At 48.2% G+C, this 14435-nt stretch carries 11 protein-coding genes; 4 read left to right on the forward strand and 7 right to left on the reverse strand.

Going from position 1 to position 14435, the window contains the following annotated elements:
- The first annotated feature begins 103 nt into the window (after nucleotides 1–103).
- Nucleotides 104–325, forward strand: a complete 222-nt coding sequence (locus tag AC566Q_RS18880; RefSeq protein ID WP_105935963.1) for a DUF2061 domain-containing protein — start codon at nucleotides 104–106, stop codon at nucleotides 323–325.
- 230 nt (nucleotides 326–555) lie between these two features.
- On the opposite strand, the gene katG is transcribed toward AC566Q_RS18880, so the two are convergent.
- The 3 genes from katG to AC566Q_RS18895 all read right to left on the reverse strand — a co-directional run bounded on the left by katG (nucleotide 556) and on the right by AC566Q_RS18895 (nucleotide 5315).
- Nucleotides 556–2718: a catalase/peroxidase HPI gene (katG, locus tag AC566Q_RS18885; protein ID WP_499609365.1), complete on the reverse strand. Its 2163-nt coding sequence runs from the start codon at nucleotides 2716–2718 to the stop codon at nucleotides 556–558.
- Nucleotides 2719–3025: 307 nt separating this feature from the next.
- A complete protein-coding gene (locus tag AC566Q_RS18890) occupies nucleotides 3026–4027 on the reverse strand; it encodes a glycoside hydrolase family 43 protein (RefSeq protein WP_105935961.1) in 1002 nt (333 codons plus the stop codon).
- A gap of 181 nt (nucleotides 4028–4208) precedes the next feature.
- Complete coding sequence (locus AC566Q_RS18895; protein WP_105935960.1) at nucleotides 4209–5315, reverse strand: adenosylhomocysteinase; 1107 nt, start codon at nucleotides 5313–5315, stop codon at nucleotides 4209–4211.
- A 161-nt stretch (nucleotides 5316–5476) separates the two neighbouring features.
- On the opposite strand from AC566Q_RS18895, the gene AC566Q_RS18900 reads away from it, so the two are divergent.
- Entirely contained in the window at nucleotides 5477–6448 is a 972-nt protein-coding gene (locus AC566Q_RS18900) for an endonuclease/exonuclease/phosphatase family protein (RefSeq protein ID WP_499609368.1), read from the forward strand.
- A gap of 7 nt (nucleotides 6449–6455) precedes the next feature.
- Here the strand turns inward: AC566Q_RS18900 and AC566Q_RS18905 are convergent, their stop codons facing one another.
- The 4 genes from AC566Q_RS18905 to AC566Q_RS18920 all read right to left on the reverse strand — a co-directional run bounded on the left by AC566Q_RS18905 (nucleotide 6456) and on the right by AC566Q_RS18920 (nucleotide 12840).
- Nucleotides 6456–8174 carry a sensor domain-containing protein gene (locus AC566Q_RS18905; protein ID WP_499609373.1) on the reverse strand — a complete coding sequence of 573 codons (1719 nt, stop codon included), beginning with the start codon at nucleotides 8172–8174 and terminating at the stop codon, nucleotides 6456–6458.
- Between the two features lie 111 nt (nucleotides 8175–8285).
- Complete coding sequence (locus AC566Q_RS18910) at nucleotides 8286–10397, reverse strand: diguanylate cyclase (RefSeq protein WP_296046450.1); 2112 nt, start codon at nucleotides 10395–10397, stop codon at nucleotides 8286–8288.
- 213 nt (nucleotides 10398–10610) lie between these two features.
- Entirely contained in the window at nucleotides 10611–11777 is a 1167-nt protein-coding gene (locus AC566Q_RS18915; protein WP_499617554.1) for a PQQ-dependent sugar dehydrogenase, read from the reverse strand.
- A gap of 169 nt (nucleotides 11778–11946) precedes the next feature.
- Nucleotides 11947–12840 (reverse strand): LysR family transcriptional regulator, encoded by an 894-nt coding sequence (locus AC566Q_RS18920; RefSeq protein ID WP_499609376.1) that lies wholly within the window; start codon nucleotides 12838–12840, stop codon nucleotides 11947–11949.
- A 121-nt stretch (nucleotides 12841–12961) separates the two neighbouring features.
- Between AC566Q_RS18920 and AC566Q_RS18925 the strand changes: the two genes are divergently transcribed.
- Together AC566Q_RS18925 and AC566Q_RS18930 are read left to right on the forward strand one after the other, a co-directional pair.
- On the forward strand, nucleotides 12962–13636 hold the full coding sequence (locus AC566Q_RS18925; protein ID WP_499609379.1) for a type 1 glutamine amidotransferase domain-containing protein: 675 nt from the start codon (nucleotides 12962–12964) through the stop codon (nucleotides 13634–13636).
- A gap of 289 nt (nucleotides 13637–13925) precedes the next feature.
- Nucleotides 13926–14351, forward strand: coding sequence for a restriction endonuclease subunit S (locus AC566Q_RS18930; protein WP_499609381.1), 426 nt, complete (start codon nucleotides 13926–13928; stop codon nucleotides 14349–14351).
- The last annotated feature ends 84 nt before the right edge of the window (nucleotides 14352–14435 follow it).

Genomic DNA, 14435 nt, shown 5'->3' on the forward strand with positions numbered 1-14435 from the left:
CTTGCCTGATGCTTTTCGATGATTTAATCAATCAATTTATTAGATTTTAAAAAGCATTTCTAATCGATAATAATTCTTAATAACAACTTCAGGAGAGTTCGATATGAAAAAAACTATTACTTTCGCCATTTTGCATTTCACTGTTGCTTTTACCGTGGCATACCTGCTTACGGGGAGTTTATTGATTGGTGGTGCTATGGCATTGGTTGAGCCATTGATTAATACGGTCGCGTTTTATTTTCATGAAAAATGGTGGACGTGGAAGACCAGCAAACAAACCACAAGCTCCTTTGCTGGCTCAGCCATGAACTCTGCTGTGCTTTAGCCTGACGCCCAGGTTTAGGCGTTACTTTATAACGCCCTTCTTCCTTTTAGTGCCATATAGCACCGCAATCACCGACCAGCTTTCGAGCACCTCACCACATCAATCGGCATTAAATACTGCCTGATAATGCAGAAGTTACGCAGACCGCCTCGTCATAGCCAGCGCAAGATGCGCTGGCTATACCTGAACAGACAATAAACGGGCAAGCGTCAAAGCTTGCCATCGAATGCCTAAAACAGATCCGCCTCCATGACTTTGGTCCAGGCCTTCACGAAATCACTAACAAATTTTTGCTGATTATCGTCCTGGGCATACACTTCGGCATATGAACGCAGAATTGAATTGGCGCCAAACACCAGATCAATCCGGCTTGCAGACCACTTTTGCTTACCCGAGTCACGTTCGACAATGGCATATGAACCGTCGTTTAGCGGTTTCCAGGTAAACTGCATGTCGGTCAGGTTAACAAAAAAATCATTCGTTAACGTGCCAGGATTATCGGTAAACATACCAAATGGCTGTTGTGCGTAGTTGGTGCCCAGTACACGCATACCGCCCACGAGTACTACCATTTCAGCAGCAGTTAGCCCCAGCAGTTGCGCGCGGTCGAGCAGCAACTCTTCAGGTTTTACCGCATAATCTTGTTTTAACCAGTTTCTAAAGCCATCAGCAATAGGTTCAAGCGGTGCGAATGAATCAGCGTCCGTCATTTCGTCGGTGGCATCCCCTCGCCCTGGCGTAAAAGGAACTGGCACAGCGAAGCCCGCCGCTGCAATAGCCTGCTCTAATCCCACATTCCCGGCCACAACGATGGTATCAGCCAGACTCGCGCCCACTTTTTCGGCCAACGGTGTTAATACTGCCAACACCCGCTGTAAACGTTCAGGCTCATTGCCCTCCCAGTCCTTTTGTGGCGCCAGACGAATACGAGCGCCATTAGCTCCACCTCGTAAATCGGATTGTCTGAATGTACGAGCGCTATCCCAGGCGGTTGATACCAGTTCAGCAATCGATAGACCAGAGTTTGCAATAAGCGCTTTTAAGCCATCGACATCATAATCGGTAGCACCTGCTGGCACCGGATCCTGCCAAATTAAGTCTTCTTGCGGCGCTTCGGGGCCTATATACCGGCTCTTCGGTCCCATATCCCGGTGAGTCAGCTTGAACCAGGCTTTGGCAAAGACTTCTGAGAAGTATGCCGGGTCGTTATAAAACCGTTCTGATATTTCCCGGTACTTCGGGTCTTTTATCATGGCCATATCGGCATCAGTCATGATGGGATTGAGCCGAATACTCGGATCTTCCACATCCACCGGTTTGTCTTCTTCTTTAATATCAACCGGCTCCCACTGCCATGCGCCGGCTGGTGATTTGGTGAGTTGCCAGTCATAAGTAAACAACAAATAAAAGTACCCGTTGTCCCATTTAGTCGGATGGGTAGTCCAGGCGCCCTCAATACCACTGGTTACCGTATCCCGGCCGATCCCCCTGGTCGTGTGGTTGTTCCAGCCCAGGCCTTGTTCATGTACGTCAGCCGCTTCTGGGTCTGGTCCCAGATGCTCGGCCTTGCCATTACCATGGGTCTTCCCTACCGTGTGCCCGCCAGCGGTTAACGCGACCGTTTCTTCATCGTTCATTGCCATCCGCGCAAAGGTTTCACGCACCTGAGCGGCCGTTTTCAGCGGATCAGGCTGACCATTAACCCCTTCCGGGTTAACGTATATCAGCCCCATTTGAACAGCGGCTAACGGGTTTTCCATGGTGGCAGGATTGGCCACATCGTCGTAACGGTTATCGCTGGGGGCCAGCCATTCTTTTTCGGCTCCCCAGTACGTATCTTTTTCTGGATGCCAGACATCCTCGCGACCATAGGCAAATCCGTAGGTTTTTAGGCCCATGCTTTCATAAGCAATGGTTCCCGCCAGAATCATCAGGTCGGCCCAACTCACTTTATTGCCATATTTTTTCTTGAGCGGCCAAAGTAAGCGCCGGGCTTTATCCAGGTTAACGTTATCAGGCCACGAATTGAGTGGCGCAAAGCGTTGATTTCCGGTTGCCGCACCGCCCCGGCCGTCGGCGATACGGTAGGATCCTGCAGAGTGCCACGCCATACGAATCATCAGGCCGCCATAATGGCCCCAGTCCGCTGGCCACCAATCCTGAGAATCAGTCATCAGATCTAGCATATCTTGTTTAAGGGCAGCAAAGTCGAGCGATTTAACCGCGTCTCGGTAGTTAAAATCGTCTTCCATAGGATTCGACTTGCGGTCATGCTGATGCAATATGTCAAGGTTAAGGGATTCTGGCCACCAATCAGTATTACTCTTTCCTGACGCTGTCATTCCACCGTGCATTACCGGGCACTTCGACGCAGTATTGCTATCGTCTGTCATGATTTTTACCTCTGTTGTTGTAGGCGATTCCAGGGAAATCGTGAAGATTTAAACCTAATCATAGTCGAAAATAACGCAATGGTATGGCGAAATAAGTTGATTCAAATCATTGCTAAATCTGATTAACCGACGGCATAAAATCAGGCAGTGAAAGGATATCGATGGTCAGCAAAATACTGTGGATAGGATGAATGGTGTAAAGCAAGAACACGCTTCACGGCTTCGACTCTGCGCGCCGTTATCAAAAACACAATTGTGCAAAACAGGTAAAGCCACCGCGCTGTAATGCGGCGGCTTAAAAGAATATTTAGTAGAGTTCAAACACCGGTTTGCCCTTGGCATCAAACTTGACTTCCATCACACGGGCGTGACGATTGGGATCGTACAATGGATCCTGCTTGATTTCTTCCAGCGGGCGAGTATCGGTTTTTGGTACCACCGACGGATCGCCAACGGCATGCTCGTAATCCCTGGCATGATAAACACACAAAGGGGTTACATCATCTTCAGCTACGGTAAAGCAGTTATGGCCGGGGCCAAAGATTTTCTTCTCGTAGTCGGTTTGCAACACGGGATGTCTGGTTTTGGTCCATGCATTGCGATCCAGCAGATCGGCGTTTTCATCGGCTTCCATATAGCCCATACAGTAGCAGGCACCTGTAGCACTGGCCGAGAACGCGATAAAGATTTTGCCATTATGCTTAAGCACAGCCGGACCTTCGTTTACCCAAAAATCAACCCGCTCCCAGTCGTAGTCCGGTGTGGTGAGCATAAACTGCGTGGTTTTAAGTTTAATAGGCGATTCCATTTCAGCCAGGTACAGGTTGGACGCTGCAAACTGCCCGCCGGTCTTCTCGGCCCAACAAAAATAACGCTTACCGTTATTTTCAAATACGGTGGCATCCAGTGAAAAATCGATAAAGGATTTCTCGTCGCCATCGGCAGGCTGCATCATGCCGAGCTCTATCCACTCGTCGTTAAGCGGATCCTGTCCCTGACACTCAAGCACATAGGGGCGTAACGCCCAGATGTCATCTTCCTGACTGGCGGCAAAATAGATGTACCACTTACCATCCAGGTAGTGGATTTCTGGTGCCCAGATGTGGCGGCTCATGGGGCCACTGTCGTGCTTAAACCACACATCAAAAGTTTCGGCGTCCTGTAAGCCTTCAATGGTTGCAGACTTTCTTAGTTCAATGCGATCGTAGGTAGGCACTGAGCCGGTAAAATAATAAAAACCGTCACTGTGTTTGTACACAAAAGGGTCGGCACGCTGGGCCACTAATGGGTCATTTGTCTTTGCTGTCATCATTTATTTCTCAAGTTATATCGAGGCATTTGTCATACAAATGAATTTCAGCGCCAAAGATAACACTTTTTTTACCGTCAGTGCTACCGTTGGGTTAACCCATGTAAACAGAAATTAAGCGAAGTATGAAAGCAGAGGGATAAATAGGAGGTGCTAAATCACCTCCTGTAAACCGGGCTTATCAGAGCGCGCTCAGCCAGGCGTGCTCGGGCAGTAGATACAGGCCTTTTTCTGCTGATGCCCCTTCGCCGACGATATGGCCAATCCCTGCAGCCATTACCGCCAGGGTGACATCGAAGGCATTTAAACTGTCGCCATAGCCGGCGGTAAGGTTAAACATAGAACCGTCAGCCAGTAAAAACAGCGTCTTATCGCCCAACTGATACGCATTAACATAGGGCATTGGTTCGCTGTGGGAAGCATTCTGCTTTAAGTAAGGCACGTCGATTTCCTGCGCCACATGACCCACGTTTAAAATAAACGCTCCGTCTTGCATGCTATCAAGATGCGCGGCACTTACTACGCCATAAGCGCCGGTAGCAGTAGCAACAACATCGGCGGTTTTAACCGCTTCACTTAAATCGACTACCGGCCAGCCATCATATTTAGCCTGTAATGCGCGCGCCGGATCCAGCTCGGCCACCTGCACCTGTGCGCCAAAGGCTTTGGCCGAGGCGGCAACCCCCTGCCCGACTAGTCCGTAACCAATCACCACCACAACTTTTTCGTGCAGCGTCAGGTGCGTGGTTTGAAAAAAGGTTTGCCAGGCGCTTAATCCCACCATATGGCGGTTATGCAGCCCTTCTTTTACCGGCAGGTCATCCCAGTTAAAGATAGGGTAACGGGGCGTTACATTGCCCAACCGATTAATGCCAGAGCCGGTTGCTTCCAGGCCGGCAATTATATTTGGCTGAAGATCACCTTCGTGTAGGCGTGTGGTCAGGTCGGCCCCCATTTCGCACAAATGGGTTGGCCCCCAGGCTAGTGCCTTATCGAAAGATTCAGACCAGTCCTTGTCACTCATATCTCGCCAGGCATGGGCGACCGCGCCTTTGCTAACCAGATGCGCCACTACATCATCCTGCACGGTAGTAGGGTTACAGGTTGTCAGAAATACTTCACAACCGGCATCGAGTAGACCGACTACCAGTGGTGCCATTTTTAGATCCAGATGCATATTGCAGGCAAGTTTTACGCCCTTAAGGTCCGGTATCGCATTGATGGCAGCGCGAGTGCGCGGCATATGGAGCCTGGCCCAGGCCAGCTCCGCTTGAAAGTCCTGATACATTGGGAGTTCTTATCACAGAAAAACGATAATCATACGCGCATTAAGCCCTTTTTCTCAACTGGTGAATTTATCGACCCGAATTGATCGAATTTGGCGGTTGCGTATTAAAAGTCAGAGAATAAAGGTATCTTACCTTCAGGACCTACTGCTCAAGGACGCCCATGTACATCACGCTACTTCTGGCTAGCTTATTTATGCTGTTCAGCACCCTGGCACCTCATCTGCCCGGTAAACACTGGCTTATCAGAGTGTGGGAATTTCCCCGTTTACAGTTGTTTGTACTCATTTTGTTGTGCATGACAGGCTGGTTTTTTATGACGATGACACATCCGTTCGCAGCGGTTGTTATGATTATGGGCCTGGCGCTTGCGGGTATCTACCAGGCAATCTGGATCCTGCCCTATACCGCACTGTGGCCCAAGCAGGTGAACCAGGTGAGTAAGGTTGATGACAACTGTACGCTCAGTATTCTAACCAGTAATGTGTATATGTATAACGATAACTACGAGGGGCTGAAAACTCTGGTAAGGCAATATCAGCCTGATATGCTTATCCTGCTGGAAAGTAATCAGGCCTGGCAGGATGCTATGTCATCGATTCACTCCGATTATCCGCACCGCTTAGCCTGCCCGCTGGAAAACCTGTACGGCATGCACTTATACAGCAAGCTGCCTTTTAAAGGCGAACAGATCCGCTATATCGTGGAAGATGATGTGCCTTCCATGGAAGTACAAATCGATATTAGTGGCACGCAGGTAACTGTTTATTTTCTGCATCCCAAACCGCCGAGTCCAACCGAAAATGAATCTGCCGCGCCAAGGGACACTGAGTTAGCCATAATCGGTAAAGAGATGGCAGAACATAAGGATCCGGTGATTGTATCGGGCGATTTAAATGACGTAGCCTGGTCCCCCAGTACAAGACGATTCCGCAAGCTTAGTAAAGCTCAGGATCCGCGTGTAGGACGTGGTTTTTACAATACTTTTCACGCCAAATACCCGATGGTGCGCTGGCCGCTGGATCATATTTTTCACTCGCGGGATTTTGATATGGTGAAGGTGGAAAGACTACCGGGCTACGGCTCTGACCACTTTCCGCTGTTCGCCCAGCTACAACTGACTAAAAAGCGGTAGTAAATGGTTATTCGGTGGGCATTAACAGGTTTTCAAGCTCCCGCGCAGCCATGGGCTTAGCATACAAAAAGCCCTGGGCATATTCAACGTTAAGTGCCTGGCAATACAAAGACTGCTCTTCGGTTTCGACCCCCTCAGCAACAATAAACAAGTCCAGCTTATGACCCACATTAACAATGGCCTCCATGAGGGCGCCATCGTAAGCACTTTCCGGCGCATCCTTAAGGAACGTGCGGTCGATTTTAAGATGACTTACCGGGAAATGTTTTAAATAACTCAGCGATGAATAGCCCACGCCAAAGTCGTCAACCGAGATTTCAACCCCCTTTTCGCGTTGCTTTTTGAGCTCTTCCAGGACCTCACTCCCCGCTTTAATTAGGATATTTTCGGTCAGTTCGATACCAATATCCTGTGGCTTGAGCCCATAGCGAGCACGGCATTCGTCGAGACTGGCAAAGTAGCCTGACTCAACCAGCTCGCGGCCCGACACATTAATATCGACGCGGATATTAATGCCTTGTTCACGCCAGGTCTTCACCTGTTGGCAAGCCTGTTCCATTACCCAACGACCAATATGCAAAATAAGATCGGTGCGCTCAGCAATCGGAATAAACACGCCAGGAGAAACACTGGCCACTTCCTGAGTAGGCCGCCAGCGCAATAAGGCTTCACAAGCTGCGATGCTGCCGGAGCTTAAGTCAAATTGCGGCTGATACACCAACTCAAATTCATGGTTGTTCAGTGACTCATGTAATTGCGCAGCCAGCTTGCGCTGCTCCTGCAGTTGCAAGGCCAGCGATTGAGTGAAAAACTCATAACGATTACGCCCTTTGGCTTTAGCATCGTACATGGCTAAATCTGCATTTTTGAGCAGATCGCCAGCCTTTTCGCCATCTTTAGGATACAGACTAATGCCCACGCTCAGGGTAATCCGAACACTTTCATCGCTCAGCTCAAACGCATGCTGAAAGCACCCCGTTAATTTGCCAGCAAGCTCGCTGGCTCCAGCGCTATCCAGTGCATTAGTGACCACCACAAACTCATCGCCGCCAAACCGGGTAATTAGCCCATTGTCTGCAAGGCATTCTTGCAAGCGCTGCGATACTGCGCGTAACAACTCGTCGCCCCACGAATGACCCAGGGTATCATTTACTTCTTTAAACATGTCCAGATCGACAAAGAACAGTCCAAACTGCTCACCAGTTTGTTGAGAATTCGCAATGCGACTCTGTAGGGCATTTTCAAGTTGACGGCGATTGGGTAAGCCAGTAAGTAAATCGGTAGACGCCATTTGCTCCAGTTTTTCCCGCGCCGCATACTGTTCACTCAAATCAATATCGATACAGAACATTTCAGGCGAATCGGTATTGGCTTTGAGCATAACGTGGGAAGAAAAGACGTGTACGATGCTGCCGTCCTTGCGCTGCAGCGGCAACTGCGCCGACGGAATCGGCACCCCTTGGTCCAGCCATCGTTGATGCAAAGTAAGCACTTCCTCCCGCATAGGAGGAGGAATAATTAAGTCTTCCAGCTTTTTCCCAATAGCCTCTTCGCGGGAATATCCGTAAATCTCCTCGCTCGATTCATTCCAGTAAATAACTTTTCTGTGCTTGTCGTAGCCTTGAATAGACACCTTGGCAAGTGAACAAATAAGATCCAAAAATCTAAGCTCTGCCGCATCATAGGAATCACCGAAGTCTGTCTGTTGCCGTTTATCTGAACACATTGTCGTCCTATACAAGCATTTAGCAGCGTTTTGTAAATTTCTTTCATAATCGTACATTTAAGAAAGTTTAGCTCAATTCCAAATAATTACCGTGTTATTCATGATCGCCAGCTAACCACCGGCACGTCGAATAACTACCTGCTCGTTATCCAGTAAACTTTCTATTGGTGGTAACGATGCCTCATCTTCAAATAGCGCCGGATCCTGAGCAGACTCCACGCCAACCCAACTATTTTTGCCAGCCGCTTTGGCAGCATAAAGACAACTATCGGCAATCGCCATCAGTGCTTTAAAACTGATATTCATCTCTGGCGCTTGCAGTACCGGAGGGAAACACACATAGCCGATGGAACAAGTTTGCTGGAGTGTCAGTGTATCGCTCACTATAAAATGGTGGGTGTTTATGATCTCAAGCATCCTCTGCGCCAACAGTGCCGCTTCTTCCCTGTTAATGAAGCGGGCAACAGCAACGAATTCTTCACCGCCCCAACGTACCATATAGTCAGACTGACGAAATACCTTTTTCATAAGCCGGGCAAGTTCAACCAGAATGCTATCGCCGACATTGTGACCGTAAGAATCATTCACCTTTTTAAAATCATCCAGGTCGATAATAAACATAACTACATCGGCGTGGACAGGTTTGACTGATTTGCCGACATGCCAGTCGTAATAAATCCTTAGCACATGCTCGAAGTCTGGCTCAATATGATTTTTCAAGAACCGGCGGTTATGCAACCCGGTAAGATTATCAGTAAGGCTGATCGCCTCTACTTCCTGATAGGCTGCCGACAACTGCTGGTTTTTCTCTTCCAGCTCCAGAGTGCGTTGGGCCACTTTTTGTTCCAGCTGACCGTTAATCCGGCGCTGAATTAACCGACCATAAAGTAACAACAGGAGCAGGCATACACAGACAATGGTAAAAGTTGCCGTCATCCATAAAATACGCGATGTCTGCTCAAGGGCCTGCTCTTTTTCGAGCAATTCGATTTGGTGAGCACGGCGCACAAACTCGGCCTGAGCCTGTACTTTAGTAATGCCCTCAAGCCGTGCCTCGTTCAGTCGCTGGTCATCCAGCCTTTTTTGCCTTTGCAGTGCTTCAAAGGCTTGTTCCAATGAGTTATTCGCTAAGTGAACCTTAACCCGTAACGCCTCAAAATCAGATTCCTCAGCGCGTTCGTTATTTTGCCTGGCTTGTTCAAGGCCGGCCTCTATAAATGATAGCGCTGAGGCATAATCTGCTTGCCGGTAGGCCAGCTCAGCAGCAATTTCATAGGAGTCGACCAGCAGACTGCGATAGCCATTTTTGATGGCGCGTTCTATTACTCCGTCGATAAGCGTTTTAGACTTTGCAAGGTTGCCACTGTCCATTTCAAGCTGAGCCAGTGACGATAAGGCCCAATCGATATCCCGTGGCGCCTGAATTTTTCGGAACAGTTCCAGTGCTTTCAGGATATGAGTACGGGCTCTTTCTTGTTGGCCCAGAGCATTAAGCAGATAGCCAATCTTGTTGTTGCTGTACGCGATATTTTTGGGGTCACCCGAAGCAACATCCAGTTCAAGCGCATTCTCAAAGTAGGTTAATGCAGTGTCCAGATCTCCCATCACCCGGCGCAGATCACCAATATTATATAATGCGCTGGCCACTCCGGATTTATCATCAAGCACGGTGTTCATTTCTAAAGCTTGTTGGTGAGCTTCCAGAGCTTCTTCATAGTATCCCATCTTTTCCAGCACGACCCCGATGCTGTTGTATGCTGAGCTGATCGCGTCTTTATCGCCAATTTTCTGAAAAACCTGCATCGACAAATAAACATATTGAAGCGCCTGAGAGTAACCCGACTGATAGCGATAAGTTAGCCCCATCTGACGATATGCTTTACCCAGCCGAGGCTGATCGTCAACACGTTTAAATCGCTCTATCGCTTCGATAAGTTTACTTTGCGCCAGGTCATAACGATTTCGTTCCATGGCGTTACGTGCTTGCTGATATAGCGCCTGTCCTTCAAGACCGGCATCATTCCGCGCCCGGGCTTGATTAATAAACTGCTCAGCAAGCTCATCGGCACGTCGCATCTTGCCCTCGATGCGCGCATCAACAATCTGTGAAGTCACATCTTCGACTGACTCGCTTAGTTGGGGTGGGGATTGAGCGTTTGCCGGACTGACAATGGTTACCCAAAGCACGCATCCAAGCCACCGCAGGGTATTACGAAAGGACATGAAAACCTTTACGAAACGGTAAGTAACATCACATCATTTTATACACGCTGTTTATCCTACAAACAACTATTCAGGCGTATTGCTTCACATCTACAGGTATAAAAAACTCTGTGGCGACAAAGTGTTAAGTCAGTTTTTTCTGTGGGTATGCACAGTAAGAGAGGAAAAACCGGGTGGGCATGGTCGAAGCCATGCAGCCACCCAGGTTACGAATTAATGATTATGCTGAAGTTTGATTAAGCGGCCATCTCTTTTGTCTTCCAGCACATAAATATTGCCTTTATCGTCTTGTTCGACTTCGCGCACCCGTTTACCCCACTCATAACGCTCTGCTTCTTCAACCTGCCATGCGCCTTTGTCATTCTGATTAAATGTAACACGCACTAAGGCCTTGGAAGACAATCCACCGATAAAGCCATTACCGGTCCAGTTGCTGAACAACTTGCCTTTATAGATAATAAATCCAGCCGGACTGATAGCGGGAACCCAGGCCTTCTCCGGCGCTTTGAAAATTGGGAAATCTTCATGATTGGGAATTTTAACGCCCGAATAGTGATCGCCCTGTGAAACCATGGGATAACCATAGTTACGCCCTCGTTCAATGATGTTCAACTCATCACCATGGCGAGGGCCCATTTCGTGTGCCCACAGGTTGCCCTCGGCATCAAAATCGATGCCCAGCGGGTTGCGGTGACCAAGGGTCCAGATTTGCCCGCTGACTTCGCCATTACCAACAAACGGATTACCTTCCGGCACGCTGCCGTCGTCGTTTAGACGCAGGATTTTACCCAGATTCATTGTCATGTTTTGCGCTGGCGTAAACTTTTGTCTTTCGCCAGAGGAAATAAACAAATAACCGTCGGGCGAGAACACCATGCGATGGGAATAGTGCCCGTTACCGGTCACCTTAGGTGACTGGCGCCAGATAATTTCGCGGTCTGACAAGCTTGCGCTGTTATTGGTTATTTTTAGCATAGCGCGCTCAATCACAGCGCCGCTGAATGCATCGTTTTCCGGGTCGCGTTCTATGTACGACACATAAATGGTATTGTTAGTGGCGAACTCCGGATGAATAATCACATCGCCAAGGCCGCCCTGCCCGCGGGCAGTAACGCTGGGTACGTTTTCAACTGAAAACCGTTTTTGCTGATTTTTATCGAGCAGCCAGATGACACCTTCTTTTTCGGTCACCAGGCTGTGACCATCTGGTAAAAATGTCATTGCCCAGGGTTGATCAAAGGATGCCATTACCTGACCGGTAAGGGTGGTGCCTTCGCTGCCTTCCATCTTAACTTGTGCTGACGAAGCGCTCTGAGCCAGCGCCACAAATGACGAAGTGAGCAGCGTAATAACAAACAGCAGTTGTTTCCGCGCGGGTATTTTTTGCAAAATGAGGCTCCCTACCTAATTCGTTGTTAGCGCAATACTTGTCACACTTATGCGACACGCTATTCATAATCATCAGGTTACCTACGTGATTTATCAGGGATAAGCTCAACTTGTTGCCAATTCAGCGAGTTAATCACCACCAGCGCCACGCTACATTCTGTTATATATTCTCATCTTCGCGCCACCGGGCAAAATGCTGAACCAGAAAATCAATGGCCATGCGGGTACGCAGAGGCATAAAGCGCCTGTTCTGATAAACAATCCAGCTACTGGAGCCGCTCCCCCAATAGGGTTGTAGAATCGGCATCAAGCGGCCACATTTAACTGCCTCGGTAAACGTACTTTTGGGCATATACGCTATGCCCAGACCCTGCTCACAAGCTTGCAGTACGGCATTGGCGTTATTGCTGCGCCAGCGCCCTTTTACTTTTACACTTTCCTGCGCGCCATTATGGAAGAACTTCCAGGTATCATTATTGGTAACGATACAACTATGGTTTTTTAAATCGCCCGGCTGTTTCGGCTCGCCATAGTGTTGCAGATAATCATTAGCGGCCACCGCCATCATCGGCCGGTTAACCAGTTTGCGAGCGATCAGGCTCGAATCGGCAAGCTCCCCATAACGAATGGCGAAATCAATGCCGTCTTCAACAAAGTTAACCATACGACTGTTAAAATCCATATCAATGCTTAACTCGGGGTGGGCCTGGGCAAAACGCATCAGCGCCGGGGCCACATAGTGTTCGGCAAATCCACCTGCTGCACTCACTCGCAAGGTACCGGTCAGGTGAATTTGCTGCAGATTAACCAGCTCATTAGCTTGCTGTAAGCCGATGAGTAGTTCTTTAACCTGCTGGTAATACACCGCGCCAGTGTCAGTCAGACTCACCAACCGGGTAGTGCGTGAGAGTAAAACACAACCCAGGCGCTCCTCCAGTCTGGCCAGCTGACGACTCACATGGCTGGTGCTACAGCCAAGCTGTTTTGCCGCAGCTGAAAAACCTCTGCTCTCGGCTACCGCAATAAATTCGACGATCCCTTCAAAACTATCCAAAGCCCTGCCCCTATTATTGCTATATAACAACAGTATTTACAAAAATAAGCATATTATCATTCAATGAGGGACGTTTTATAGTAATTGCGAATGAACAAGGCAACAGACTAAAAGGAGCATCATGAAAAAGATACTTGTACCGGTAACCAATCACGCCACGCTAGGTACCACTGATCAGGCCAACGGCACCTTTTCACCAGAGATCACCCACGCACTTCACGTGTTTACCCAGCATGGATTTGATTATGACATTGCCTCAATAGCCGGCGGTAAAGTGCCAGTCTACGGTACTGACATTGAAGACGACGAGGTTAACCAACAAGTACTCGCCAGCGAAGATTTTCAAAACCGTACGAATAACAGCCTGCCGGTTTCAGAGGTAAATATTGACGATTACGATGCCATATTTTACCCCGGTGGTTTTGGCCTATTAAGCGATTTAGCCAGTAATAAAGAGTTTGCCAAACTGGCCGCAACTCACTACGAAAACAGCGGGTTAATTGGCGCGGTTTGCCATGGCCCCGCGGCCTTATTGCCCATTACTTTAAGCTCAGGCGAAGCGCTTCTGGCAAATAAATCAGTCACAAGCTTTACTCGTGAAGAAGAAGTTGACTACGGCACAATCAACGATATTCCGTTTCTGCTCGAAGAAGCGCTGGCCCGCAAAGCGGCGCGATTCAGCAAAGTACAGCCATGGCAGGACTTCGTGGTAGAAGACGACCGAGTGATCACCGGCCAGAACCCGGCAAGTGCTCACAGTGTGGCTACTGCTATGGTGAAGCAACTCATCAGGTGAACCATCCAAAGTAGCACGCTTAAATGAGTGCGCGGTTTTGCAGTGGGTGCTCCCGGGCAACCCGGGATCGCTACTTTTTAATCCTAACTTTGTATTGTGTTCGGATAACCCAAGACTACAGGATATATCGACATAAAAAAACCAGCAGATTAATTATTCAACCGCATGATTTTTATATAAAAAACCCGAATAACATTCTTATTATTACCGAAGGTTTTCCTGTCCGGCGGCGTTGTTTAATCCAATTGGAACTTCGATAGCACAACAACTCATCCCATTGGAGATAACAATGTTGAAAAAATGGAAAATCGCAACGGCTTTATTATCAGCCACTATACTCTGTTCGGGTTCTATCCCCTTTCTTACTCCAACAGACTCTGACAATAGTATTTTTACTATCAAACCTGAAGATTACATCACGGAAAAAGGATTACAGAAAAGTAGTACTCGATTATTCGATCCAAATACTGTTTTTATTACTGCGAGAGGATCTGTCGGCCGATTAGCTTTAAATGCTGTCCCTATGGCGATGAATCAATCTTGCTATGCACTTAGAGCCAAGGATGAAATAAGCCACACCTTTTTATTTTTCTTAACCAAAGAGCTGATATATCATCTACGAGTGAAAGCCAGTGGTTCAGTATTTAACTCGATCGTTTCTCGTGATATTGAATATACAAAGTTGGAAACAAAATTAAGAATGTTGAGTTATTAATTAATGTGGTGAGTAATTTAGAGGCGTACAGTCTACCCAGATCATACGGTCGTATTAGGCGTAAGCTAATTTCTTTTTGTTCGT

It is taken from the genome of Alteromonas sp. H02, from assembly GCF_059682525.1.

Excerpts from the sequence above, each read along its gene's own strand:
- AC566Q_RS18930 (WP_499609381.1), top strand. The coding sequence starts at position 13,926 with ATGTTGAAAAAATGGAAAATCGCAACGGCTTTATTATCAGCCACTATA.
- AC566Q_RS18905 (WP_499609373.1), bottom strand. The coding sequence starts at position 8,174 with ATGTGTTCAGATAAACGGCAACAGACAGACTTCGGTGATTCCTATGAT.
- AC566Q_RS18890 (WP_105935961.1), bottom strand. The coding sequence starts at position 4,027 with ATGACAGCAAAGACAAATGACCCATTAGTGGCCCAGCGTGCCGACCCT.
- AC566Q_RS18895 (WP_105935960.1), bottom strand. The coding sequence starts at position 5,315 with ATGTATCAGGACTTTCAAGCGGAGCTGGCCTGGGCCAGGCTCCATATG.
- AC566Q_RS18925 (WP_499609379.1), top strand. The coding sequence starts at position 12,962 with ATGAAAAAGATACTTGTACCGGTAACCAATCACGCCACGCTAGGTACC.
- katG (WP_499609365.1), bottom strand. The coding sequence starts at position 2,718 with ATGACAGACGATAGCAATACTGCGTCGAAGTGCCCGGTAATGCACGGT.
- AC566Q_RS18880 (WP_105935963.1), top strand. The coding sequence starts at position 104 with ATGAAAAAAACTATTACTTTCGCCATTTTGCATTTCACTGTTGCTTTT.
- AC566Q_RS18900 (WP_499609368.1), top strand. The coding sequence starts at position 5,477 with ATGTACATCACGCTACTTCTGGCTAGCTTATTTATGCTGTTCAGCACC.
- AC566Q_RS18910 (WP_296046450.1), bottom strand. The coding sequence starts at position 10,397 with ATGTCCTTTCGTAATACCCTGCGGTGGCTTGGATGCGTGCTTTGGGTA.